Raw genomic sequence first — 23,788 nt, 5'->3', positions numbered from 1 at the left:
CAACTGACGCCCATTGCCACTTTGTTTATCTGCTACTGTGTAACGTAATGTGAACGTCCCCGATAAGTAAAGGTAAGCAATGGAATGGCAGGTGAAGAAGTCATGCTATGACAAAACGTCAGGGAAGCATGCATTAGTGTTGAGCGATGCCGGCGGTTCACTGAAAATGATCGCTGAAGTCCAGTCTGATATCGTTGTGAATGCCGGTGATATCCTTTCCCCGCAGAAGGATGCCCTGTATTCCGTCAACCGTGATAACGGGCGGACGGTGAAGATTCTGGATGCCAGAAGCTATACCTGCGACGAGTGGGATCGCCTGAAGAGGCTGTTGGTAAAAAAATGAGTATCAGCGAGTTCTCCGCTGCGCGGGCAGAAAAATGAACATCAGTCCGGCCATGATGCACAGTACGCCCAGCAACGCTTTCAGGGAAAATGCGCCTTGCCAGCCGGGTAAGGTCATCGACGCCACCCACACCAGCACATAACTCAGGCTGAGCAGCGCGTAAGCCTTGCTCAGCGCGAGGTGATGCAGCGCGTTATGCCAGCAGAAAACCGACAGCAAATAGCCCACCAGGCCGGCGAATAGCGCGAAGGTACCGGTATGACCGGAGAACAGCGCCGGGATAAACGTCTGCCACTGCGTCATCGGCGGCAGTTGTGCCATCGCAAAGCCCAGACTCAGTTGCGCGACGGACGTGATGATAACGCTGCACAGTCCCCACAGTAATCCCATCACGCCGCGCTCCCCAGAATAAAAATACCGCTGATAATTAAGACGATGCCCAGCCAGTGACGAAATGTTACCGGTTCGCGCCAGATTTTCCATGCCAGCAGTGTGACCCAGACAAAATTCAGGCTGAGCATGGGGTAAGCAATACCCACAGGAATGCGCTGCAATACCAGCAGCCACAAGACCATTGCCAGACCGAGGCAGGCGAGCGCCAGCCCCAGCCACAGGGTAATATGACGTCTTCGCGCGCGTGTTGGCACGCGGAACGTCGCCTGTTTCTGGCATAACTGCCCCGCAACGCTGAGCAGGCTGGCCATCACTAAAACCAGCCAGATCATTTGGGACGATACTGAATCAGCACCAGACGCCCCTGATTATCAATTGTATCGGCAGGCGGAATGGCAAGGCGGTTGATGTCTTCATCTTTCGCGATAGTGAGCACGAGCGTAATAATCCCCTCCTGACGGTGTTGGCTGAGCCAGTCCGCAAAATCGGCATAGCGAATGAACCGGCCTTTGGCATCGGGATAGTTAAGACCATATTTCAGTTCGCCGGTTTGCCCATACAGTAAGATGTCATCCCGCTTCAGACTCCAGGCCAGACCAGCGGCGACCCCCACGCTATCGGTAAGAATGTAGCGGCTCGGCGCGAGGTTTTCTCGGGTCATTTCGACAAAAAACTGCGGCTGTTTGGATTCCATCACCCGATCGGGAACGGAAAAACCAAACAATAATGCCAACGCCAGTGGACACAACGCGGCGTAAACCCAGCTTTTCTCCGTGTTACTCAGCGTATACCAGCCGAAAAAGGTCCACAGGAAAAAAATACCCAGCGAGCAGAAGACCTTGTATACCTCGATGTGCACCCAGACCGGCGATTTCAGCGGCCCCCACGGCGAGACGACCAGCGTGGCAATAATCCCGATAATACCAAACAGGATATTGATCCAGCCGTTGATGCGCAGCGCGGCATAGCCCTTTTCCGCGGCGTTCAGCCCATATCTCGCCATCAGTATCGCGAGCGGGGCGAAACATGACAGGATATAGGTGGGCAATTTACCTTTGGCGATGCTGAAGAACACCAGCGGCATCACTATCCAACCGAGCAGATAGAGGGCACCGCGCGATTCATCGCGCGCCTGCCAGCCGGTTTTTAATGCTCCCGGAAGCAGTGCAAGCCACGGCAGACTTCCGGCGATCAGCACCGGCAGATAGTACCAGAATGGCGCTTTGTGCTGGGCGTCGTCCATCGCGAAACGCTGGATATGTTCAACCCAGAAAAAGTAGTGCCAGAAATCGGGTTCACGTTGGGCGATAGCCAGTCCCCACGGCAGGATGACGGCGACACAGCTGATGACCGCCAATCCGCCGTAAAGAAACAGGTCTTTCCAGCGTTTCTGCACGGCGACCCACGGCAACACGCTGAGCACCGGTACGGCAAGCGCCAGAAAGCCCTTGGTCATGACGCCCATCCCGCAGGTCACGCCCAGCAGCAGGAATCCCATGCTTTTCCCTTGCCAGGTGGTGGACTGCATCGCCAGCCAGAAGCAGCACATTCCCGCCATCAGCCAGAGCGCGATCAGCGGATCGAGTACCGCATAGGTGCCAATCCCGTAAACAATGAACAACGACAAAAAGATAATGGCCGACAACAGCGCGGTACGCGTATCCCGCCATAAGCGCATGGCGAGCCATCCCACCAGCGCGGCGGTTACCAGCGTCGCAAAAATCGCGCCAGCGCGAACGCCGAAGTTGTTCGCTCCAAACAGCCATTGCCCGATGCTGTTGATCCAGTATCCGGCAATCGGTTTTTCAAAGTAACGCACCCCCAAAAAATGGGGGACGAGCCAGTCGCCGGATGCCAGCATCTCGCGACTGATCTCGGCATAGCGCGTTTCATCAGGCTGCCACAGCAGGCGCAGGTCGATGGGGATGATGTACCAGAACGCGATAAGTGCGATCAGTATCTGATAATAACGGGTGTTCTTCATCGTGTGACGCTCGTCGCTTGCTGACAGCCTAACCATCCTTCTCTTCCCGCGATTTTACCGCGAATAATCTCTCCCGACGGCAAGGTATTGCGATCGGCAGGCAGCAGGTCGCCAAGCGGGCAGAAGGTGATGCCCGCATCTGCCGCACGCGCAAGCAGATCCTCAAACTGGCTATGCCAGGCGCCGCCTTCGACTTCGGCATGGATGGTATACACGGGGGTACCGGTATCCTGCTGCATCCGGGAGAGGATCCAGTCGTTGAAATCTTCCGCCTGAACCTCGCGACCCACCGCTTCGTCCCACGTGGGCAGCGTAACCGGAATTTGCGGTGTGGCGAACGAATCCTCCTCGAGAAGCGGACGGAACGGCGTCCTGCCGCGGCAATCACTGTTGTAACGCAGAGGGAATGCCTCTTTGGCGAGAACCACACGCTGGTCAGCGCGCCAGCCTGCGACGGCTGAACAGGTCACCGGCTGGCCGGTGATCGCCTCCAGGGCGGTTATCCCGTGCAACATATCGGCGATCAGCTGCTGTTTGCTCCACTGAGGGCTACGGGACTGCCAGGCATGGTGATCCCAGGCGTGTAGCCCGGTTTCATGCAGGCGCGCCGCTTCCCGGATAATCTCTGCGTTTGCGCGGCCGATTTCTTTCCCCGGCCAGGCGGTACCGGCCAGCAGAATATCCCAGCCGTAAAGAGAAGCCGCGTTTGAGCGCAGCATCTTCCACAGAAACTGCGGTTTGATCAGGCGCCAGAGATGGCGCCCCATGTTGTCTGGTCCGACGCTAAAGAAAAAACTTGCCCGAATGTGGTATCGGCTCAATGACGCTAACAGGCGTGGCACACCTTCGCGGGTGCCACGGAAGGTATCGACATCAATTCGCAAGCCTACTTTTGTCATGATGAATGTTCCGTGAGATCCACACTGCGCAGGAAGAAATCCAGCGTCTCGTCGACCGTTTCGCGCATGTCGATGGTCGGTTCCCAGTCCAGGCAACGTTTTGCATTACGGATGTTGGGTTTACGGTGCTCAACATCCTGATAGCCTTTGCCATAATAGCTGCTGCTCTCGACGACCCGTAACCCGGCAAACGGCGGGAAGTGATTGCGCAGTGGATGTTTGTCGAAACTCTCCAGCAGCATTTCCGCCAGTTCCTTGATGCTGGCTTCGTTTTCCGGGTTACCAATGTTGATGATTTCACCGTCACAGCGGCCACCCGCGTTTTCAATGATCCGGTATAGCGCTTCGATACCGTCGCGAATATCCGTAAAGCAGCGCTTCTGTTTCCCCCCTTCGATCAGCTTGATCGGCGAGCCTTCTACCAGATTGAGGATCAGCTGTGTAATGGCGCGCGAGCTGCCGATTCGCGCGGAATTCAGGCTGTCCAGACGCGGTCCCATCCAGTTGAACGGGCGGAAGAGGGTAAAGCGCAGTCCTTCTTTTTCGCCGTATGCCCAAATGACGCGATCGAGAAGCTGTTTGGACACCGAGTAAATCCAGCGGGGTTTATTGACCGGCCCGACAATGAGATTCGAGCTATCCTCATCAAACACTTTATCGGTACACATCCCGTAAACTTCGGAAGTCGATGGGAAAATGATGCGCTTACGGTATTTCACGCAATAGCGAATGATTTTCAGGTTTTCTTCAAAATCCAGTTCAAAGACGCGCAACGGGTTGCGGGTATATTCAATAGGGGTGGCAATTGCCACCAGCGGCAGCACGACATCACATTTCTTAACGTGATATTCGATCCATTCAGAATGAATGCTGATGTCGCCTTCCACAAAATGAAAACGCGGATGACTGAGGAAACGACTGATGGCGTCGCTGCCGATGTCCAGACCATAGATTTCATAGTGGTCTTCGCGTAACAGACGTTCGGTAAGATGGTTGCCGATGAAGCCATTCACGCCGAGGATCAGCACGCGGGTGCGGCGCTTGCTGGCGGCCAGCGATGGGGTGTTTAAACGAGAACCCGCAACCAGGCCGAGAATCTGTGCTAACTGTGCGCCTTGCACCGTGATGCCGTTGCCAGCCTGTCCAGTCACCACTTCCAGCGCACCTTCGGAACAGGCGATCAGCAGAGGGGAGACGGAAATCACGGTACCCGGTTGCGCGGTCTGGTTCTGAGCGTGGACGCGGGATGACCAGATAGTGAATTTCTGCGTACCGGAATAGCTGAACGCGCCCGGCCAGGGGGCCGCGACCGCCCGCACCATGTTGTGCAGCGTCGTTGCCGGTCTGTCCCAGGTCAGGAAGCTGTCTTCTGGCGTGCGGCGACCAAAGTAGGTCGCTTCACTCTCGTTTTGCTGGACGTCGTGTATCTCTTTTCGTTCGATGGCCGGTAATGCTTGTTCCAGCACCCGCCGTGCGGTCTGGCAAAGCTTATGATGTAGCGTAAGGGCCGTGTCGTCAGGCGAGATGGCGACGCGCTGTTGCGCGACAATGGCACCCGCATCGGCGCGTTTCACCATGCGGTGCAGCGTCACGCCGGTTTCGCTTTCGCCATTCACCAGCACCCAGTTCAGCGGAGCGCGACCGCGATATTTCGGCAGTAGCGAACCGTGCAGGTTAAATGCGCCAGCCGGTGCCAGCGCCAGAATCGCATCGCTGAGCAGATGGCGATAGTAGAAAGAGAAAATAACGTCGGGAGCGAGTTGGCCGATACGCTCGGCCCAGATTGGGTGATTGACGTCATCGGGAGCATAGACCGGGATCCCCGCGTCAGCTGCCAGGCGAGAAACGGAGCCAAAAAACGCGTTTTCTCCCGGATTATCCGCATGCGTAAAAATGGCGGCAATTTCATAGCCGGCGTCGAGCACGGCCTGAACGCCCAAACACCCCATATCGTGATACGCGAAGACAACGGCTTTCATTGTTGGTTTTCCTTAGTAGAGTGCAGACTTTCCGGACGAATAACTTGCTGGACGAAATAGCGGGGACGGGCGCGTACATCGTTGTAAATCCGACCGATATATTCGCCGAGTAAACCCATGCCGATGAACTGCGCGCCAATAAAGGTAAACAGAACGGCAAACAGCATGAAAACCCCTTCTGCCGCCCATTGGGGGCCCAGCGTCAGGCGGAGGATGACGAGGAGTATCGACAGGGTAAATCCGGTGACGGCAATGACGCTGCCGAGCAGGCTCAGCATGCGCAGAGGCGTTGTCGTCAGGCAGGTCACCAGGTCGTACATCAGGTTAATCAGCCGCATAAAGCTGTATTTGGAGTCGCCAAATTCACGTTCAGCGTGATGAACGGGGATCTCCGTGGCGCGTCGGGCAAAGATATTCGCCAGAATCGGGATAAACGTGCTGCGTTCATGGCAATGCAGCATGGCATCAATAATGTGACGGCGATAAGCGCGAAGCATGCAGCCGTAGTCGCCCATCGCTTTGCCCGTGGTTCTCTGAATCAGATGGTTGATCATCTTCGAGGCTGTCTTGCGAAACAGACTGTCCTGACGATTCTGGCGCACGGTGCCGACTACGTCATACCCTTCGTCGGCTTTTGCCACCAGGCGAGGGATCTCTTCCGGTGGGTTTTGCAGATCGGCATCAAGCGTAATAATCAGGTCGCCGGTGACGTGACTGAATCCTGCCATGATGGCGGAATGCTGCCCGTAGTTGCGGTTCAGCAAAATCGAAACAACGTGGCTGCCTTCGGCTTCTGACGCGTCAATCAACAATTGTGCGGAGTTGTCGCTGCTGCCGTCATCAATCAACAGGATCTCATAATCTTTTCCCAGACTCTCGCAGGCTGCGGTGGTCCGCCTGAGCAGTTCCGGCAGGCTTTCCTGTTCGTTGTAGACAGGGATCACCACCGATACTTTCGTTATCGGGAGGGCTTCAAACATGGCTATTTTCCTGCAATCTGGCGAAGCGCGGTAATGACGCGAGCGGTATCCGCCGGGGTCATATCGGGAAACAGCGGTAGCGAGCAGATACGCGCGCTGTTCCATTCGGTATTGGGGAGCGACAGGGTGTTAAAGCGTTCGCGGTAATATTTCTGCGTGTGTGCCGCGCGGAAATGCAAACCTGTACCGATCCCCTGGGCTTTAAGTGCCTCCATCAGCGCGTCGCGACTGATGCCGCACCGATCTTCGTCGGTACGAATAATAAACAGATGCCAGGCATGCACGTGGGGCCACGGCGGCAGACTCAGCGGCTGAAACGGGAGATCGGCCAGCGCGTGTTGGTACTCCTGGGCGATGACTGCCCGACGATGGTTGAGTGTCTCAAGCTTCTCTAACTGAACCAGGGCCATCGCCGCGTTAATGTCGGTCAGATTGTATTTATATCCTGGCGTCAGGACCTCCGCCTGTGGCGCACGACCCCAGGTCTGGCGATCGAAGGCATCAACGCCGAGTCCGTGAAACTTCAGGTTACGTAACTGTTGGGCAAGTTGCTCATCGTCGGTGACGATGAGTCCTCCCTCCGCACAAGTGACATTCTTGATGGCGTGAAAGGAGAAAATCGCGGTGCCCCGAGCGCCGACGTGGCGACCCTGATAATAAGTGCCGACCGCGTGGGCGGCATCTTCGATAACCGCAATACCGTGGCGTTCCGCGAGGGCGTAAATAGCATCCAGATCGGCCGGTGCGCCGGCGTAATGGACAGGAATGATGGCTTTCGTGCGCGGGGTGATGGCAGCTTCAATGTGTTCAGCGGTGACCATCAGCGTGTCGCGGTCGACATCCACCATGACCGGGGTTGCCCCCAGCAGCACAATCATGTTCAGTGTGGAAACCCAGGTCATTGACGGGGTGATGACTTCATCACCGGCACCGATTCCCAGCGCCATGAGGGCGATATGCATACCTGCCGTGGCAGAACTCACGGCAATGGCGTGTTGGTTTCCCGTCAACTGGCAGAAAGCCTCTTCCAGTTGCTGATTTTTCGGGCCAGTGGTAATCCATCCAGAATCGAGAACCGCTTTGATAGCGGCAAGTTCTTCTGTACCTACCGCCGGGCGAGAGAAAGGCAGAAAATCAGACATTATATTTCCTTCAGCCATTTGGATACTGCGAACCTCTTATTTATTGCGTCATAAACAGGAGGCTAAATGAGGATTATCCAGTCAGACCTAAATAGTAGTATATGAATATTAAATTAACCTTAAGAACTTAACGTTATGGAAATATATGCTTTTTTACCCATGTTGCATTTGCAATGGCCGCGGCTTTCGGGCATTTTTCCCACATAAACGATCGTGCCTTTCATTAAGCAGTACGCTGCAAGGTTATATTTCTGTTTGCCGGTATCAAGTGGAGTTTAATGTGTTTGTAGTATCCCAATATTTTGTTAAATACAAAAAATATACCGTTGTTCTGCTATCGGCACTGGCGATCATGGTGGGGCTGGGCAGCCATTTCGCCTGGAGCAGCAACGGTCTACCGAGAATCGATTCCCGTACCCTGGCGATACTGGCAAAACAGCATCCGGTAGTGGTGCTGTTTCGCCATGCTGAGCGCTGTGACCGGTCAGACAATACCTGTCTGTCGGATAAAACCGGCATCACCGAACATGGGGCGATGCAGGCTCGCGCGCTGGGCGCCTCGTTTAGCAAAGAGATTAAAGACTACGATCTGTATGCCAGCGATACGGTGCGCACTGTTCAGTCAGCAACCTGGTTTGCTGCGGATAAAAAATTGACGGTGGATAAAGGCATGCATGCCTGTGGCCGGGGAACCGGACAGGCCATTGAGCGTTTAGCAAATAAGTCGGAAAATAAAGACGTGGTTATTTTTACTCATAATCATTGCCTGACCTATCTGGCAAAAAATATGCGTGGCGTAAAATTGACACCGGATTATCTGGACGGTCTGGTGATGCATGTCGATAAGGGAAAACTGTATCTTGACGGTAAACTGGTCTCACCTTAACCAACATTATGAATAAAAGATGACAGCCGCAACAGCTGTCATCAGAGATTATAATAACCCTTTCAGTGTTAAGGTTTTCACTGTCGCAACGTTCAGATCGTATTGCGGTAAATCTTCCGGCTTGACCCAGGCAAACGCCTGAAATTCTTCATTGATATGCACTTCGCGATTGGCGGCGGTGCAGTCAAAAATCAGGTAAATCATATAGATCTCTTCCTGACTGCCATCGGGGTAGGTTTTCGTACGGATATCGTCACTGAAGGTCCAGGGTTTGATGTCAGTCAGAACCAGCTCACTGCCCAGTTCTTCGCGAATTTCACGGCGCAGGGCCTCTTCAATACGCTCTCCTGGCTCAACGCCACCGCCAGACAGCGCCCATTGACCCGGGAAAACCCCCCGATCGTTAGCCATCTGGCACAGGAGATAACTTCCTGCATTCTGTATTAAGGGGCAAACAATAGTCCTTTGACGCACGGTAATGTTCCTTGAAGCAGAGGTAGAGTTAGCAGGGAAAAGTTTATCCCCTGGCAACATCAGATAACATGTTTATTTTCCATTCACATGAGAAATGTACTGTAAGGGATAGCGATAAATAAGAAATGGTTCCCGGACTCTCTCCGGGTCGATAAAAGGAATTAACGGCTCTCTTCTTCCCGCGTACCGGTATTATTTGGTTACAAAACGTTGAGCGATCGCTTTTTTAGCTCATTGATTCCTTTAGCGTTGGCAGTACAATCCCGCAGCTTTGGGAAACGTTATGTATTTGCTTGCTGGAAAGGGTAAAAATGAAGAAAAGCGTATTATTTGGAATAGCTGGAATGCTGTTCGTTTCTGCTTCTGCGAGTGCCATGAGCATCAGCGGTCAGGCGGGTAAAGAATATACCAACATTGGCGTCGGGTTTGGCACGGAGTCTACCGGACTGGCCTTGAGCGGTAACTGGATGCATAGCGATGACGACGGCGACGCTGCGGGGCTGGGATTGGGTATGAATATTCCACTCGGCCCGATGCTGGCGACCGTGGGCGGCAAAGGGGTCTATACCAGCCCGAACGACAGTGATGAAGGTTATGCGGCAGCCGTTGGCGGTGGATTACAGTGGCCGATAGGCGACAGCGTCCGCCTGTTCGGTGAGTACTACTACTCTCCGGATTCGTTATCCAGCGGTATCCAGAGCTATGAAGAGGCAAATGCCGGCGCGCGTTTGACGATCATGCGTCCGCTTAGCATTGAAGCGGGTTATCGCTACCTGAATCTGGCGGGTAAAGATGGCAATCGCGATAATGCCATTGCGGACGGCCCATACGTTGGGGTCAACGCCAGCTTCTGACTCCGGTGGCGCGATCTCCTGTCGCGCCACTTTTATTCCCTTCAGGATATTTCTCTGCCACGCCACTTCCCCCTTTGCGTTATAGTATTTTCATCATAAAAGCAGGAGAACACGATGTTAAACGTGGAGATGTTATCCACCGGGGATGAAGTGTTGCACGGGCAAATCGTCGACACGAATGCTGCCTGGCTGGCCGATTTTTTCTTTAATCAGGGATTGCCCTTAACGCGCCGTAATACGGTGGGCGACAACCTCAACGATCTGGTCGCCATTTTGCGCGAGCGGAGTCAGCATGCTGATGTTTTGATCGTCAACGGCGGCCTGGGGCCGACCAGCGACGATCTCAGCGCGCTTGCTGCGGCGACGGCGAAAGGGGAAGGGCTGGTTCTGCACGAGGCCTGGCTTGCCGAGATGGAGCGATTCTTCCGGGAGCGCGGCAGAGTGATGGCACCCAGCAACCGTAAACAGGCGGAACTGCCCGCCAGCGCCGAATTCATCAATAATCCTGTCGGCACCGCCTGCGGCTTTGCCGTGCAGCTCAATCGTTGCCTGATGTTCTTTACTCCGGGCGTACCGTCAGAATTTAAAGTGATGGTGGAACATGAGATCCTGCCGCGTTTGCGCGAGCGTTTCTCTCTCACCGAGCCGCCGCTGTGTCTGCGTCTGACCACCTTTGGCCGTTCGGAAAGCGATCTGGCGCAAAGCCTCGACTCGCTTTCATTACCGGAAGGGGTGACCCTGGGTTATCGCTCATCGATGCCAATTATCGAGCTTAAACTGACCGGACCGTACGCCCAGCGCGAGGCGATGCGCAACCTGTGGCAGGAGGTCAAGCGCGTTGCCGGGCAAAATCTGATTTTTGAAGGCACCGAAGGACTTCCTTTGCAGATTGCGCGCGAGTTGCAGAAAAGGCAGCTCAGCCTGACGTTGAGTGAGCAGTTCACCGGCGGGCTGGTGGCATTGCAGCTTTCTCGCGTGGGTGCGCCGCTGCTGGCCAGCGAAGTGGTGCCTTCGCAGGAAGAGACGCTGGCGCAGACCGCGCACTGGACGTCGGAACGACGCGGTAAACATTACGCCGGACTGGCGCTGGCGATCTCCGGGCTGGAAAACGATCACCTGAACTTTGCGCTGGCGACGCCAGATGGGACGTTTGCTCTGCGCGTGCATTTCAGCGTGACCCGTCACAGCCTGCTGGTCCGTCAGGAGGTCTGCGCGATGATGGCGCTTAACATGCTGCGTCGCTGGTTCAACGAACAGGATATTGCCAGCGAGCATGGCTGGATTGACGTGGTTGAATCGCTGACGCTGTAGTTTTTAATCGCCCGATGGCGCTGTGCTTTTCGGGCTGATACTCTTTTTGTCCAACCTGCTGTACTCCTCGCGAAAAAATCCGTGATTCATCTCGCATTTTTGCACGTTGTTTCTCCATTCTGCTGGAAGAAAGACGCGACATGACGCGCTTCACAAATTTACCCGCCATGACCGATCACACTGATTCCAGTATCTCAGACTGGAGTCCAGTATGTTGGAATCAAGCAAAGTCCCGGCGCTCACCCGCGCCATTGATATTCTCAATCTGATTGCGCGGATTGGCCCCTGCAGCGCCGCCACCATTATTGAAACGCTGGGTATTCCCAAAAGTACGGCTTACCTGCTGTTGAGTGAACTGAAGCGTCAGCGGTTTATCAGCGTCGATCATCAGGAGAACTTTTGTCTGTGGACCAAGCTGGTGGAGCTTTCCGGCCATGCGCTCAGCAAAATGGATCTGCGCGAACTGGCGCGTCCGCGCCTGACGAAACTGATGGATGAAACAGGGCTGCTCTGCCATCTGGGGATCATCGATCATGAAAGCGCGTATTACATTCTGAAGGTGGAATCGTCTTCGACCATCAGCGTGCGCTCCCATGAAGGGAAAAGCCTGTCGCTGTATCGCTCTGGCATTGGTAAATGTCTGCTGGCGTGGCAGCCTGCTGCCGTGCGCAACGCTATCATTGAGCAACTGGTGTGGGAGCAGGCGACCCCCACCACGATCACTCAACCTCAGCAACTCAGAGACGAACTGGAACGCATCCGCCAGCGCGGCTGGAGCTTTGATAACGGAGAAGATTATCCGGATGTGCGCTGCGTCGCCGCCCCCATTTTTAATGCCAACAACGAACCCGCCGCCGCCATTTCGGTGGTCGGCACCCGTTTAGAAATCAACGAAGAGAATCGTGATTATCTTGCTGGCAAAGCCATTGCCTGCGCGAAGGATATTTCACGTCTATTGGGATGGAAAAGTCCCTTCGATTCACTCGCATCATAATAATGGAGAACATCATGACCCTACCCAAAATTAAACATGTCCGCGCCTGGTTTACCGGTGGAGCAACGGCAGAAAAAGGAGCCGGCGGCGGCGATTATCATGACCAGGGCGCTAACCACTGGATTGACGATCACATCGCCACGCCGATGAGTAAATATCGTGAGTACGAACAGTCGCGTCAGTCGTTTGGGATTAACGTGCTGGGTACGCTGATTGTTGAAGTTGAAGCCGAAAACGGACAGACGGGCTTTGCGGTCTCCACGGCAGGAGAGATGGGCTGCTTTATCGTTGAAAAACATCTCAACCGTTTTATCGAAGGGAAATGCGTCAGCGATATCAAACTCATTCACGATCAGATGCTCGGTGCGACCCTGTATTACTCGGGATCCGGCGGTCTGGTGATGAACACCATCTCTTGCGTTGATTTGGCGCTGTGGGATCTGTTTGGCAAGGTGGTGGGCCTGCCGGTTTACAAACTGCTGGGCGGCGCGGTGCGCGATGAAATTCAGTTCTATGCCACCGGCGCGCGTCCTGACCTGGCAAAAGAGATGGGCTTCATTGGCGGCAAAATGCCGACCCATTGGGGACCGCACGATGGCGATGCGGGGATCCGCAAAGATGCCGCCATGGTAGCGGAAATGCGTGAGAAGTGCGGCCCGGATTTCTGGCTGATGCTGGACTGCTGGATGAGTCAGGACGTGAATTACGCCACGAAACTGGCCCACGCCTGCGCGCCATCTAACCTGAAGTGGATTGAAGAGTGTTTGCCGCCGCAGCAGTACGAAGGCTATCGCGAACTGAAACGCAATGCGCCAGCCGGAATGATGGTCACCAGCGGTGAGCACCACGGTACGCTGCAGTCCTTCCGCACGCTAGCGGAAACTGGAATCGATATCATGCAGCCGGATGTCGGCTGGTGCGGCGGCCTGACCACGCTGGTCGAGATTGCTGCGATTGCGAAATCGCGTGGACAACTGGTCGTGCCGCACGGCTCGTCGGTCTATTCGCACCATGCGGTGATTACTTTCACCAACACGCCGTTCAGTGAGTTCCTGATGACCAGTCCGGACTGCTCAACGATGCGTCCGCAGTTTGACCCGATTCTGCTTGATGAGCCGGTACCGGTGAATGGTCGCATTCATAAGTCCGTGCTGGATAAACCGGGATTTGGCGTCGAGCTTAACCGCGACTGTAACCTGAAACGCCCTTATAGCCACTAATGACCTGTGCGTTGCCGCAGAGACGGCAACGCCCTCATTTCTTTGAGGATCTTGCTATGAGTACCACTCTTCTTGACGGCGTAGTGAAGAAAAACCGCGCACGTTTGATCCCGTTCATGCTGGCACTGTATGTACTGGCGTTTCTGGACCGTTCGAACATTGGCTTTGCCAAAGAGACCTATCAGATTGATACCGGGCTGAGCAATGAGGCCTACGCGCTCGGCGCGGGGATCTTCTTTGTGGTCTACGCCTTTCTCGGCGTGCCCGCTAACCTGCTGATGCGCAAACTGGGGGCCAGAACCTGGATTGGCACCACTACGCTGCTGTGGGGATTCCTCTCCGCCGCGATGGCGTGGGCGGATACCGAGGCGAAATTCCTCATTATCCGTACTCTGCTGGGGGCGGCAGAAGCCGGTTTCTTCCCCGGCATGATCTATCTCACCTCGCAATGGTTCCCGCAGCGTAACCGCGCCAGCATTATGGGGCTGTTTTACATGGGGGCACCGCTGGCGTTGACGCTGGGATCGCCGCTGTCCGGCGCACTGTTGGAGATGCACGGTTTTATGGGCCATCCCGGCTGGTTCTGGATGTTCGTTATCGAAGGTTTGCTGGCGGTAGGCGCAGGGATCTTCACCTTCTTCTGGCTGGATGACACCCCACAACAGGCGCGTTTCCTCAGCGCTGAAGAAAAAGCGGCGCTCATTAGCCAACTGGTGAGCGAAGAAGAAAAGAAGACCACGTCAAAACTCTCGGATGCCTTGCGTAACGGACGCGTCTGGCAACTGGCGATTATCTATCTGACGATTCAGGTGGCGGTGTACGGACTGATTTTCTTCCTGCCAACCCAGGTTGCCGCGCTGCTGGGAACCAAAGTCGGCTTCACGGCGTCGGTGGTCACCGCCATTCCGTGGGTTGCCGCACTGTTCGGGACCTGGCTTATCCCTCGCTACTCCGATCGCACTGGTGAACGCCGTAATGTCGCCGCGCTGACGCTGCTGGCTGCGGGGATTGGTATTGGTGTATCCGGTCTGGCATCACCGGTGGTGGCGATTCTGGCGCTTTGCGTGGCAGCTGTGGGTTTCATCGCCGTACAGCCGGTGTTCTGGACAATGCCGACGCAACTGCTTTCCGGCACAGCGCTGGCGGCGGGGATCGGTTTCGTGAACCTGTTTGGTGCGGTAGGCGGGTTTATCGCGCCAATTCTGCGCGTTAAGGCGGAAACGATGTTTGCCAGCGATGCCGCAGGACTGCTGACGCTGGCGGGTGTCGCGATTATCGGCTCATTGATTATCTTCACGCTGAGCGTGAACCGTCCCGCGTCGCAACCGGGTGCTGCGCATCAATAATTTTATCCACGTTGTAAGGATCATTATGAACGGATTGTTAGCAAACCCTTTTAAAGACGCGCTCCGCAGAGGGGAAGTACAAATCGGACTGTGGCTGAGTTCGACAACCTCCTACATGGCGGAAATTGCCGCAACGTCGGGTTATGACTGGCTGTTGATCGACGGCGAACACGCGCCGAACACGGTGCAGGATCTCTATCATCAGTTGCAGGCGATTGCTCCCTACGCCAGCCAACCGGTGATCCGCCCGGTCGAAGGCGCTAAGGCGCTGATCAAACAGGTTCTGGATATCGGGGCACAGACGCTGTTGATTCCGATGGTTGATAGCGCAGAGCAGGCACGGCAGGTGGTTGCGGCCACCCGTTACCCGCCCGTTGGCGAGCGCGGCGTCGGGGCTAGCGTGGCGCGAGCGGCGCGCTGGGGGCGTATTGACAACTATATGGCGCAGGCCAATGCGTCACTCTGTTTGCTGGTACAGGTCGAAAGTAAAGCCGCGCTGGAGAATCTGGATGCGATCCTGGACGTGGACGGTATTGACGGTGTGTTTATTGGTCCTGCCGATCTTTCGGCGTCTTTGGGGTATCCGGACAACAGCGGACACCCGGAGGTGCAGCGGATTATCAAAGAGAGTATTCAGCGCATTCGTGCGGCTGGAAAAGCGGCGGGCTTTCTCGCCGTCGATCCGCTCATGGCGCAGAAATGTCTGGCGTGGGGCGCGAATTTTGTCGCCGTCGGCGTTGATACCATGCTGTATACCGAGGCGCTGGACCAGCGGCTGGCAATGTTTAAGCCCGGTCAGACGATGCCGAAACTGAAAAGCAGTTACTAAATCCATAGCCCGGCGGCACTGTGTCACCGGGCTATCTGTCAGGCTTTACGGACTGTTTGCCATGATATCGTCGAGTGACAGTCCGGTTATCACCAGTACCTTGTCGCGTTCGATCCCGCTTTTCAGCATCATCCGCGCGATACGTAATGCCTCCTCCCTGGTGCCTTTTTGTAATCCTTCCTTGTAGACCCTTTTGTAGTCCTTTCTGCAGCCCCGTGCGGTGGCCTTCCTGCCGAAGCCTTTCTGCAATCGTCATCAATTTCTCCTTGTGATGGGGAACGCGTCTGGCGACCTCATGGATAAAGTCACTGAAGCGGGACGCATCGCCGTACTGCACCAGGTAATTAAACAGCGTATGCAACTGGCTGTCATTAGTGGTACCGGTTATTAAAAGCGAAACCAGTCGGTCAACCAGCCCCATCAAATCACGATCGCGAATATGTTTTTGCATCAGTTCCAGCAGGGCTATGCGCTTATGCTGCATGATTTCGTCGTCAGAGATGACCGTGATATCGACCAGCGGAAAGGCTTCCGTGTAGAGCCGCCGCGCCAGCTGTGGGTCGTCAAATTCGTCCAGCCAGTTCAGTGAAAAAGGGTATGGGCTTGGTTCGCCATGATAAAACAGCATCGGGATCACCAGCGGCAGGGTTTTATTTCCGCTATCAAGATGGTGTTGCATAGCGGCAGTGGCATAACGCATCAAACGAAATGCCATGTGCGGCACGGCGGTACTCTGATGTTCGATAACGCAGTAAATGTAACCCTCACCCTCGCGTGTTTTCAGCGACCACAAAACATCGGAATAGTAGGTTCTCAGGTTGTCTTCAATGAAGGTGGTGGATTCCAGCTTGAGCGTGGCTAAATCGCAGAGTTTGCATAACGACTCAGGAAGATGAATCTTAAGAAAATCCTGCGCAATTTCAGGATGGGTCATCATCTTTTTAAACACGGCATCGTGCGGTGTTGACGTCGTTGATTTCGCCATGGTTGTCCGTCACCAAAGAATCCAGTGGCGTGACGATACGAGGTTATATTAAGGGCTGCATGCGCGAAATTCAGTCTTTGCGAAGAGGGGCGGGAGATAAATACGTACGACGGTAACGTATTCAATTTTGTGGAATGCTAAACGCAAAAACGCCCGGGGCACAGTACCGCCGGGCGAGTCATTTAGCCTAATGCTTTCGCCAGCAGGGTAATCGGATGTTCACAGCGTTTGCTGGTGGACATCTCGATTTGCCATTTGCAGGTCTCGCAGTCGGTAACCACAATATCCGCGCCGCTTTCTTCAATCTGTTTAAACAGTGGAGAGCCAATGGCTTGCGAGGTGGGGTAGTTCTCCTTCTTAAAGCCGTAGGTGCCGGCAATCCCGCAGCACTGAGAATCCAACACCGTGAGTTCCAGCCCCGGAATGCGACGCAGCAGTTCAAGGGTGTACAGCGTCCAGCCCATTTTTTCCATATGGCAGGGAGTGTGGTAAACCACTTTCAGCGGCAGCGTTTTCAGCGGCAGCGTTTTTCCTTCATCCAGTTTGCGCCACAGCCAGCGGGTCGCCAGTTCGATATGTTCCCGTAGACCGCTGTTGTCGACGTCCAGGACTTCCGGATACTCGTCACGCAGTGCAAAGGTACAGGTCGACGACGTGGCAATCACCGGAATTCCCTTCACACTAATTGCTTCACGTAGCGATTCGACGTTGGATACCGCCTGTTTACGCGCTTTATCGGTAAACCCGTTGGCAATCAGCGGTACGCCGCAGCACTTCTCTTTACTCAATAACTGGACGCCTGTGCCCATCGCGTTCAGCACGTTGATCAAATCTTTGCCGAGCTGTGGGTGATTGTAATTCACAAAACAACCGTGGAAGAAGGCAACCTGATCGTTGTACTGCGCCTGCTGGGTCGCCACGCTGCGATACCAGCGGCGGAAGGTGCCAAAAGAGTATTTCGGCAATGTACGACGATGATCGATTTTCAGCGCGTAATCGAGCAACTGGCGCACCGGTTTCAGCGAGGTTGCCGTATTGACCACTGGCGCGAACGGCGTGGAGACGCTGCCCATCAGGTCAGTATGGCTTAAGATAAAGTTACGCAGCGACGGACGCGACGTGTCATATTTGGCGCGCGCGCGCTGAATAATATCGCCGATTTTCACGTCAGATGGACAGGCTACTTCGCAGCGTTTGCAGTTAATGCAATATTTCAGCGCATCGTCGTACAGTGCGCCATCTTTCAGGCGCAGGCGTTCGCCGTCGGGGCCGGCCTGTTTTGGGCCCGGATAGCTCGGGTTAACGCGGCTGACCGGACAGGCGGTGGTGCACACCGTGCATTTGATGCAACTTTCAAAACGGGTATCGCTCATTGCTCACCTCCTGCACGTGCTGCAATGTGATGGGCGGCATGTAAAGCGGTGACCGCACAGACGCCGCCTCCGCACCCCTGGGCAATCGGGTCGAATCCGCCGAGAACAGATCCAATGGCATACAGATTGTCTACCGTTTGTCCCGCCAGCGACGGGCGCAGCGTCTCATCGGTGGTGACGCCAAACTGCTGCCAGGGTTGCGCATCAAAGAAATCGCGTTGATACCATTCGGCGCGGGTCGCCGCTTGCTGAACATCCAGCCCCAGAATGGGCTCGCGAATACCTTCACGTTCGGCGAGCAGGCCGCTGCTAAAGAAACTTCCGCTGGCGAGCACGGCAAAGCGCGGGCGCAGAGGGATGTCCGCGTGATTGCGCGTCCAGATTTCGCTCACCACGCCATTTTTACAGGTGACTTTCTTCACTTCATCGCCGGGCATCCAGAGTCCGCCCTGGCGGACGAACTGACGCTGTAACTGGTTATGCAGTCGGATCCCCAGCACCGACGGCGGCAAAGTGGGAAGTAACCTGAGCGAGCAGGGCAGGCGCTCGTTGAGCCAGCGCCAGAGACCGTCATCCGCCAGGCCAAAGCAGGCGGGCATGATGATCATTTCGCACGTTTTTGCTATCGGCAATAACGCGTCATATAGCAGGGGCCATTTGTCTTCGTTATCCAGAAAACGGGCGATGTTCACCGCCCGAAACTCGGTGGCGTTGTCGCGCAAAACGTCCAGTTCAGGCAGATCAATCTCGGCGGTTTCTACCTCCAGGTCGCGTTGACCGAGAGAGGCGGCAGCCAGGTGTGCCTGGAAATCAAGCAGGCCGCTAATGCCCACTACGCAGATACGTTTAGCCTCCAGCGGCCAGACAGGGACTTCCGGTGAACTGAGCCAGGTCGAGCGCAGAGTACCTAACGGGGTGACCCGCTGATGCGACGACTGAACCTCGCCCTGCAGATGCGCACCGGATGCGTTTAGCAGCGCCTGCGCTTGCTCTGCGAGCATCAGCACCTGTTGGGTGCCGAGTGTCGTGTAAGGGTGTGTGGGGGCCTGTTCGCGCAGGGCGTTCAGGCCCGCAGTGATATCATGCACCGGCTGCCCATCCGGCAGCGCGCTGAGCAGATCCAGCGAGCCGGAGGAGAAGTGCAGCGCGCTCTGTCCACGGGTGACCACCGCGCAGCGTAAACCGCTCTTTTGCAACTGTAGACCGCACAGGAGTCCGGCGAGACCGCCGCCCATAATGACCGTATCAAATCTCATCGCGCGGCTCCTTTTCCAGACCACATAATCCCTGGTACACCCAGCGGGTAAATTCGCTTTCGCGCAGCGCATCGCCCCAGGCGATCGGCTGCACGCCTTTCCAGCGTTCATTGAGAAAATCCGATAGCTGGGTGATGGATTGTGCAGCGGTGGTGATGTTAAAGCGTTGCAGCAACCCGGCAGCACGACAGGCGCAGAGTTCGCCCTGACAGGTGCCCATCCCTACGCGGGTGCGACGACGGAGATCCAGCAGGCTGTTAACGTTTAAATTTTCGACGGCGTACTGTACTTCACCCGCGGTGACGGCTTCGCACTCACAGACCAGGCTGCGGTGCTGGCGGCCATGGCTCAGCCACGCCGGCGTACGGTCGCCGTGGCGATACACCGCTGATCCGCGCAGTGGGGCGGGCAAGGAGATCACACGCTTCAGCGTGCTTTCCGTCGGTTCCTGTGAACCCGGTAGCGGTGTGTCTGCGGTGATGCAAGGGCGCGTGTTGCCAAGCTTACGGCAGACCGCGTCGGTAGCCCATTCCGCCATCAGGCGGTAGGTCATCAGTTTGCCGCCGGTAATAGTGATAAACCCGTCGAGGCCGTCGCGTTTCGCGTGATCGAACAGCACAATGCCGCGGCTGACGTTACGACCACTCGGATCGTCATCACTGGCTACCAGCGGGCGCACCCCGGAGTAGGCGCGCAGAATACGGGTTTTCGCCATAATCGGCGCCAACTTTTCACCTTCACGCAGCAGAATATCGACCTCATCGGCGGTCACCCTGTTGCTGTCGATATCGTTGTAATCAATGTGGGTTGAGGTCGTGCCAATCAGCGAAATCGTGTCGCCGGGCACCAGAATATCGGCGTCAGACGGCTTACGGCAGCGGTTGATGACGTGCTGGTTGATGCGGTGGTCCATAATCAGCAGCGATCCTTTTGCCGGGAACATGCGGATACTCAAATCAGCATATTCCGCGATCCGCTGTCCCCAGATCCCGGCGGCATTAACCACCACCGGCGCATGCAGGGTTTGTGTTTCGCCGTTGAGATGGTTGCGCACATGGACACCGCTGACGGTCGCGCCTTCGCGGATAAGTCCAGTCACTTCGTGGGCGGTCAGGATGATGGCGCCGTGCTCTTTCGCATCGAGCATATTGGCCGCGGTCAGGCGGAACGGGTCAACGGTGCCGTCCGGCACTTTGACCGCGCCGATCAGTTGCGGATTTACCGACGGCTCAATCATCCGCGCCTGTTGCGGATCGACTGCTTCTGCACGAATCCCCGCTTCTTCGCAGGCGCGGATAAAGGTGGTCTGGAAGGAAAGTTCATCCTCCGGCAAGGTAATAAACAGACCGTCCGTTGGCTCAACGCAGTGGCGGGCGATACGTTTCAGAATTTGGTTTTCGCTGATGCATTCACGGGCAGATTCCGCGTCAGTCACGGCATAGCGCGCACCGCTGTGCAGCAGTCCATGGTTACGGCCGGTCGCACCGGTCGCAATATCATGACGTTCGACTAAGATGACACGTAGACCGCGTAGCGCGCAGTCACGGGCAATCCCTGCGCCTGTGGCACCGCCTCCAATGATAATCACGTCACTTGTTTGCGAGTCGCGAGTTTTCATTGCTTTCCCTCACAGTTCGTTTTTTATCATTTAGCCACATAAAAAACATGGTTTGTTTGATTTCGCGCATATTCGCTCATGATTCGAAAATGAAACGTGATTTCGTGCGCCTTTCTGAACATTTGTCATAAATCTGTAACAATATGTGCTGCAATTCACATTCACGACAGGTATCTTTACCTAACATCGCCGCCATACGGGAATCTGCGGGGGGCGCTCGAACTACCTGCGGTGTTTACTACTTATAAAAGACGGGCCACGGAGGCTACATTATGTTGAGTATTTTTAAACCAGCGGCGCATAAAGCTCGCTTGCCAGCGGCGGAAATCGATCCGACTTACCGTCGGCTTCGCTGGCAGATATTCCTGGGAATATTCTTTGGCTATGCCGCGTATTATCTGGTGCGCAAGAACTTTGCTCTGGCGATGCCCTATCTGGTAGAGCAAGGCTTTTCGCGGGGAGATTTAGGTTTTGCCCTCTCGGGGATCTCCATTGCTTACGGATTTTCGAAATTCATCATGGGCTCGGTTTCGGATCGCTCGAATCCGCGCGTTTTCCTCCCTGCCGGTCTGATTCTGGCGGCGGCAGTGATGCTGTTCATGGGCTTTGTGCCGTGGGCGACATCGAGCATTGCCGTGATGTTTGTGCTGCTGTTCCTCTGCGGGTGGTTCCAGGGGATGGGGTGGCCGCCGTGCGGACGCACCATGGTGCACTGGTGGTCGCAGAAAGAACGTGGCGGAATCGTCTCCGTCTGGAACTGTGCGCATAACGTCGGTGGCGGGATCCCTCCGCTGCTGTTCCTGCTCGGGATGGCCTGGTTTAACGACTGGAAAGCGGCGCTGTATATGCCAGCGTTCGGCGCCATTCTGGTGGCAATTTTCGCTTTCGCGCTGATGCGTGATACTCCGCAATCCTGCGGTCTGCCGCCCATCGAAGAGTACAAAAACGACTACCCGGATGATTACAACGAAAAAGCGGAAGAAGAACTGACGGCGAAGCAGATCTTCATGCAGTACATCCTGCCGAACAAATTGCTGTGGTACATCGCTATCGCGAACGTGTTCGTCTATCTGCTGCGCTATGGCATTCTCGACTGGTCTCCGACCTATCTGAAAGAAGTGAAGCATTTTGCGCTGGATAAATCCTCCTGGGCCTACTTCTTCTATGAATACGCAGGGATCCCCGGGACGCTGCTGTGTGGCTGGATGTCGGACAAAGTGTTCCGTGGCAACCGTGGTGCGACCGGCGTGTTCTTTATGACGCTGGTGACTATCGCCACCATCATTTACTGGATGAACCCGGCAGGTAACCCGACCGTCGATATGATTTGTATGATTGTGATCGGCTTCCTGATTTACGGCCCGGTGATGTTGATTGGTCTGCATGCGCTGGAGCTGGCACCGAAAAAAGCCGCAGGGACGGCAGCTGGCTTTACCGGCCTGTTTGGTTACCTCGGTGGTTCCGTGGCGGCCAGCGCCATTGTCGGCTACACCGTTGACTTCTTCGGCTGGGACGGCGGCTTCATGGTGATGATCGGCGGCAGCATTCTGGCGGTTATCCTGCTCATTGTGGTGATGTTCGGCGAGAAACGCCACCATGCTGAGATGCAACTGAAACGCAACGGGGGCTAAGTGAATGAAGACAGCACTGAAAAACCTTAGTCTGACGCTGATGATGGCGGGCGCGGTAATGGGAAGTCATGCACTGGCGGCCACGACTACGGATAAAGTGGTGATTGCCCACCGTGGTGCGAGCGGATATTTGCCGGAGCATACGCTGCCCGCGAAAGCGATGGCCTATGCACAGGGAGCGGATTATCTGGAGCAGGATCTGGTGATGACCAAAGATGACCAACTGGTCGTTCTGCATGACCACTATCTGGATCGCGTGACGGATGTCGCCGAGCGTTTTCCGAATCGTGCGCGCAAAGACGGTCGTTACTACGCCATCGACTTTACGCTGGATGAAATCAAATCCCTGAAGTTTACCGAAGGGTTTGATCTGGAAAACGGCAAGAAGGTACAGACCTATCCAGGCCGTTTCCCGATGGGCAAGTCGGACTTCCGCGTGCATACCTTTGCCGAAGAGATCGAGTTTATTCAGGGGCTGAACCATTCCACCGGCAAGAACATCGGTATCTATCCGGAGATCAAAGCGCCGTGGTTCCATCATCAGGAAGGGAAGGACATTGCGACCAAGACGCTGGAAGTGCTGAAACAGTACGGCTACAGCGACAAGCAGGACAAGGTCTATCTGCAAAGTTTTGATGTAGCAGAACTCAAGCGCATCAAAAATGAGCTGGAACCCAAAATGGGGATGGATCTGAACCTGGTACAGCTGATCGCCTATACCGACTGGAATGAAACCCAGGAGAAGCAGCCGGACGGCAGTTGGGTCAATTACAACTATGACTGGATGTTCAAACCCGGGGCGATGAAGCAGGTGGCGGAGTATGCGGACGGCATCGGTCCGGACTACCACATGCTGATTGATGAGAAGTCGACGAAAGGCAATATCGCGCTGACTGGCATGGTGCAGGACGCCCATCAGAATAAGATGACGGTTCATCCTTATACGGTGCGTGCCGATCAGTTGCCGGACTATACGACGGATGTGAATCAGCTGTACGACATTCTGTACAACCAGGCGGGGGTGGACGGGCTGTTCACCGACTTCCCCGACAAAGCGGTGATGTTCTTACGTCAAGAGTAAAAACCGCGTTATCCCTCTCCACTGCACCCCAAAAGCGGGAAACCGCTGAGTAAGGTGCAGTTTTTTTATCTCATTTTCACGATAAGCCATAAAAAACGCACACCAGATCAAGAAATCCAGACCGGAACATAAATATCTTAAGAAATCCTTAAGCGGACGATTTATATTAATTGTCTGAATAGTTTATGACGTTATGGTAACGGATGAGGC

Annotated in this window: 21 protein-coding genes and 1 pseudogene; 10 read left to right on the top strand and 12 right to left on the bottom strand. The window is 55.2% G+C overall.

Annotated features, from left to right (window positions below; translation table 11 throughout):
- Nucleotides 1-91: 91 nt before the first annotated feature.
- Nucleotides 92-343 carry a signal transduction protein PmrD gene (gene pmrD / locus ACERJC_RS10825; protein WP_373671637.1) on the top strand — a complete coding sequence of 84 codons (252 nt, stop codon included), beginning with the start codon at nucleotides 92-94 and terminating at the stop codon, nucleotides 341-343.
- A 3-nt stretch (nucleotides 344-346) separates the two neighbouring features.
- On the opposite strand, the gene arnF is transcribed toward pmrD, so the two are convergent.
- The 7 genes from arnF to arnB are packed head-to-tail and all read right to left on the bottom strand — an operon-like array spanning nucleotide 347 to nucleotide 7,720.
- On the bottom strand, nucleotides 347-733 hold the full coding sequence (arnF, locus tag ACERJC_RS10820; protein WP_373671701.1) for a 4-amino-4-deoxy-L-arabinose-phosphoundecaprenol flippase subunit ArnF: 387 nt from the start codon (nucleotides 731-733) through the stop codon (nucleotides 347-349).
- The gene (arnE, locus tag ACERJC_RS10815) at nucleotides 733-1,068 is read right to left on the bottom strand and encodes a 4-amino-4-deoxy-L-arabinose-phosphoundecaprenol flippase subunit ArnE (RefSeq protein ID WP_373671636.1); all 336 of its coding nucleotides are present in this window, start codon (nucleotides 1,066-1,068) and stop codon (nucleotides 733-735) included. The genes arnF and arnE overlap by 1 nt, the downstream gene beginning before the upstream one ends.
- A complete protein-coding gene (gene arnT / locus ACERJC_RS10810) occupies nucleotides 1,065-2,720 on the bottom strand; it encodes a lipid IV(A) 4-amino-4-deoxy-L-arabinosyltransferase (protein ID WP_373671700.1) in 1,656 nt (551 codons plus the stop codon). The genes arnE and arnT overlap by 4 nt, the downstream gene beginning before the upstream one ends.
- Nucleotides 2,717-3,619 carry a 4-deoxy-4-formamido-L-arabinose-phosphoundecaprenol deformylase gene (gene arnD / locus ACERJC_RS10805; protein WP_373671635.1) on the bottom strand — a complete coding sequence of 301 codons (903 nt, stop codon included), beginning with the start codon at nucleotides 3,617-3,619 and terminating at the stop codon, nucleotides 2,717-2,719. The genes arnT and arnD overlap by 4 nt, the downstream gene beginning before the upstream one ends.
- A complete protein-coding gene (gene arnA, locus ACERJC_RS10800) occupies nucleotides 3,616-5,598 on the bottom strand; it encodes a bifunctional UDP-4-amino-4-deoxy-L-arabinose formyltransferase/UDP-glucuronic acid oxidase ArnA (protein ID WP_373671634.1) in 1,983 nt (660 codons plus the stop codon). The genes arnD and arnA overlap by 4 nt, the downstream gene beginning before the upstream one ends.
- A complete protein-coding gene (arnC, locus tag ACERJC_RS10795; protein WP_152403410.1) occupies nucleotides 5,595-6,578 on the bottom strand; it encodes an undecaprenyl-phosphate 4-deoxy-4-formamido-L-arabinose transferase in 984 nt (327 codons plus the stop codon). Before arnC ends, arnA begins: the two co-directional genes overlap by 4 nt.
- Before the next feature lie 2 nt (nucleotides 6,579-6,580).
- Nucleotides 6,581-7,720: a UDP-4-amino-4-deoxy-L-arabinose aminotransferase gene (gene arnB, locus ACERJC_RS10790; RefSeq protein ID WP_373671633.1), complete on the bottom strand. Its 1,140-nt coding sequence runs from the start codon at nucleotides 7,718-7,720 to the stop codon at nucleotides 6,581-6,583.
- 280 nt (nucleotides 7,721-8,000) lie between these two features.
- Between arnB and ACERJC_RS10785 the strand changes: the two genes are divergently transcribed.
- Nucleotides 8,001-8,606 (top strand): histidine phosphatase family protein, encoded by a 606-nt coding sequence (locus ACERJC_RS10785; protein WP_373671632.1) that lies wholly within the window; start codon nucleotides 8,001-8,003, stop codon nucleotides 8,604-8,606.
- Nucleotides 8,607-8,654: 48 nt separating this feature from the next.
- Here the strand turns inward: ACERJC_RS10785 and nudI are convergent, their stop codons facing one another.
- Nucleotides 8,655-9,080, bottom strand: a complete 426-nt coding sequence (gene nudI / locus ACERJC_RS10780; RefSeq protein ID WP_373671631.1) for a nucleoside triphosphatase NudI — start codon at nucleotides 9,078-9,080, stop codon at nucleotides 8,655-8,657.
- 311 nt (nucleotides 9,081-9,391) lie between these two features.
- On the opposite strand from nudI, the gene ACERJC_RS10775 reads away from it, so the two are divergent.
- The 6 genes from ACERJC_RS10775 (at nucleotide 9,392) to yfaU (ending at nucleotide 15,634) form a co-directional block, all read left to right on the top strand.
- Nucleotides 9,392-9,934: a YfaZ family outer membrane protein gene (locus ACERJC_RS10775; RefSeq protein ID WP_286631344.1), complete on the top strand. Its 543-nt coding sequence runs from the start codon at nucleotides 9,392-9,394 to the stop codon at nucleotides 9,932-9,934.
- A gap of 114 nt (nucleotides 9,935-10,048) precedes the next feature.
- A complete protein-coding gene (locus tag ACERJC_RS10770; protein ID WP_286631345.1) occupies nucleotides 10,049-11,245 on the top strand; it encodes a nicotinamide mononucleotide deamidase-related protein YfaY in 1,197 nt (398 codons plus the stop codon).
- A 211-nt stretch (nucleotides 11,246-11,456) separates the two neighbouring features.
- Nucleotides 11,457-12,239 (top strand): IclR family transcriptional regulator, encoded by a 783-nt coding sequence (locus tag ACERJC_RS10765; RefSeq protein ID WP_152403423.1) that lies wholly within the window; start codon nucleotides 11,457-11,459, stop codon nucleotides 12,237-12,239.
- A 14-nt stretch (nucleotides 12,240-12,253) separates the two neighbouring features.
- Nucleotides 12,254-13,459, top strand: a complete 1,206-nt coding sequence (gene rhmD / locus ACERJC_RS10760) for an L-rhamnonate dehydratase (RefSeq protein WP_178825367.1) — start codon at nucleotides 12,254-12,256, stop codon at nucleotides 13,457-13,459.
- A gap of 56 nt (nucleotides 13,460-13,515) precedes the next feature.
- The gene (locus ACERJC_RS10755) at nucleotides 13,516-14,805 is read left to right on the top strand and encodes an MFS transporter (protein ID WP_373671630.1); all 1,290 of its coding nucleotides are present in this window, start codon (nucleotides 13,516-13,518) and stop codon (nucleotides 14,803-14,805) included.
- A 25-nt stretch (nucleotides 14,806-14,830) separates the two neighbouring features.
- A complete protein-coding gene (yfaU, locus tag ACERJC_RS10750) occupies nucleotides 14,831-15,634 on the top strand; it encodes a 2-keto-3-deoxy-L-rhamnonate aldolase (RefSeq protein WP_152403429.1) in 804 nt (267 codons plus the stop codon).
- Nucleotides 15,635-15,679: 45 nt separating this feature from the next.
- Here the strand turns inward: yfaU and ACERJC_RS10745 are convergent.
- The 4 genes and pseudogenes from ACERJC_RS10745 to glpA form a co-directional block, all read right to left on the bottom strand.
- Nucleotides 15,680-16,619, bottom strand: a pseudogene (locus ACERJC_RS10745) (Rpn family recombination-promoting nuclease/putative transposase).
- A gap of 182 nt (nucleotides 16,620-16,801) precedes the next feature.
- Nucleotides 16,802-17,992, bottom strand: a complete 1,191-nt coding sequence (glpC, locus tag ACERJC_RS10740) for an anaerobic glycerol-3-phosphate dehydrogenase subunit GlpC (protein ID WP_373671629.1) — start codon at nucleotides 17,990-17,992, stop codon at nucleotides 16,802-16,804.
- Nucleotides 17,989-19,248 carry a glycerol-3-phosphate dehydrogenase subunit GlpB gene (gene glpB, locus ACERJC_RS10735; RefSeq protein WP_152403432.1) on the bottom strand — a complete coding sequence of 420 codons (1,260 nt, stop codon included), beginning with the start codon at nucleotides 19,246-19,248 and terminating at the stop codon, nucleotides 17,989-17,991. Before glpB ends, glpC begins: the two co-directional genes overlap by 4 nt.
- Entirely contained in the window at nucleotides 19,238-20,866 is a 1,629-nt protein-coding gene (glpA, locus tag ACERJC_RS10730) for an anaerobic glycerol-3-phosphate dehydrogenase subunit A (RefSeq protein WP_373671628.1), read from the bottom strand. Before glpA ends, glpB begins: the two co-directional genes overlap by 11 nt.
- A 272-nt stretch (nucleotides 20,867-21,138) precedes the next feature.
- On the opposite strand from glpA, the gene glpT reads away from it, so the two are divergent.
- Nucleotides 21,139-22,497: a glycerol-3-phosphate transporter gene (gene glpT, locus ACERJC_RS10725; protein ID WP_152403434.1), complete on the top strand. Its 1,359-nt coding sequence runs from the start codon at nucleotides 21,139-21,141 to the stop codon at nucleotides 22,495-22,497.
- 4 nt (nucleotides 22,498-22,501) lie between these two features.
- Nucleotides 22,502-23,578 carry a glycerophosphodiester phosphodiesterase gene (glpQ, locus tag ACERJC_RS10720; protein WP_371894602.1) on the top strand — a complete coding sequence of 359 codons (1,077 nt, stop codon included), beginning with the start codon at nucleotides 22,502-22,504 and terminating at the stop codon, nucleotides 23,576-23,578.
- The last annotated feature ends 210 nt before the right edge of the window (nucleotides 23,579-23,788 follow it).

The organism is Citrobacter telavivensis, assembly GCF_041807075.1.
GTDB classification, from domain to species: domain Bacteria; phylum Pseudomonadota; class Gammaproteobacteria; order Enterobacterales; family Enterobacteriaceae; genus Citrobacter_A; species Citrobacter_A telavivensis.
Note: the sequence above shows the minus strand (reverse complement) of the source record. Positions and strands in the feature narration are given on the sequence as shown.

What these genes read in the sequence shown, in the direction of transcription:
- arnF (WP_373671701.1), bottom strand. Translation starts at nt 733, where the DNA reads ATGGGATTACTGTGGGGACTGTGCAGCGTTATCATCACGTCCGTCGCG.
- arnE (WP_373671636.1), bottom strand. Translation starts at nt 1,068, where the DNA reads ATGATCTGGCTGGTTTTAGTGATGGCCAGCCTGCTCAGCGTTGCGGGG.
- arnT (WP_373671700.1), bottom strand. Translation starts at nt 2,720, where the DNA reads ATGAAGAACACCCGTTATTATCAGATACTGATCGCACTTATCGCGTTC.
- arnD (WP_373671635.1), bottom strand. Translation starts at nt 3,619, where the DNA reads ATGACAAAAGTAGGCTTGCGAATTGATGTCGATACCTTCCGTGGCACC.
- arnA (WP_373671634.1), bottom strand. Translation starts at nt 5,598, where the DNA reads ATGAAAGCCGTTGTCTTCGCGTATCACGATATGGGGTGTTTGGGCGTT.
- arnC (WP_152403410.1), bottom strand. Translation starts at nt 6,578, where the DNA reads ATGTTTGAAGCCCTCCCGATAACGAAAGTATCGGTGGTGATCCCTGTC.
- arnB (WP_373671633.1), bottom strand. Translation starts at nt 7,720, where the DNA reads ATGTCTGATTTTCTGCCTTTCTCTCGCCCGGCGGTAGGTACAGAAGAA.
- ACERJC_RS10775 (WP_286631344.1), top strand. Translation starts at nt 9,392, where the DNA reads ATGAAGAAAAGCGTATTATTTGGAATAGCTGGAATGCTGTTCGTTTCT.
- ACERJC_RS10770 (WP_286631345.1), top strand. Translation starts at nt 10,049, where the DNA reads ATGTTAAACGTGGAGATGTTATCCACCGGGGATGAAGTGTTGCACGGG.
- ACERJC_RS10765 (WP_152403423.1), top strand. Translation starts at nt 11,457, where the DNA reads ATGTTGGAATCAAGCAAAGTCCCGGCGCTCACCCGCGCCATTGATATT.
- rhmD (WP_178825367.1), top strand. Translation starts at nt 12,254, where the DNA reads ATGACCCTACCCAAAATTAAACATGTCCGCGCCTGGTTTACCGGTGGA.
- ACERJC_RS10755 (WP_373671630.1), top strand. Translation starts at nt 13,516, where the DNA reads ATGAGTACCACTCTTCTTGACGGCGTAGTGAAGAAAAACCGCGCACGT.
- yfaU (WP_152403429.1), top strand. Translation starts at nt 14,831, where the DNA reads ATGAACGGATTGTTAGCAAACCCTTTTAAAGACGCGCTCCGCAGAGGG.
- glpC (WP_373671629.1), bottom strand. Translation starts at nt 17,992, where the DNA reads ATGAGCGATACCCGTTTTGAAAGTTGCATCAAATGCACGGTGTGCACC.
- glpB (WP_152403432.1), bottom strand. Translation starts at nt 19,248, where the DNA reads ATGAGATTTGATACGGTCATTATGGGCGGCGGTCTCGCCGGACTCCTG.
- glpA (WP_373671628.1), bottom strand. Translation starts at nt 20,866, where the DNA reads ATGAAAACTCGCGACTCGCAAACAAGTGACGTGATTATCATTGGAGGC.
- glpT (WP_152403434.1), top strand. Translation starts at nt 21,139, where the DNA reads ATGTTGAGTATTTTTAAACCAGCGGCGCATAAAGCTCGCTTGCCAGCG.
- glpQ (WP_371894602.1), top strand. Translation starts at nt 22,502, where the DNA reads ATGAAGACAGCACTGAAAAACCTTAGTCTGACGCTGATGATGGCGGGC.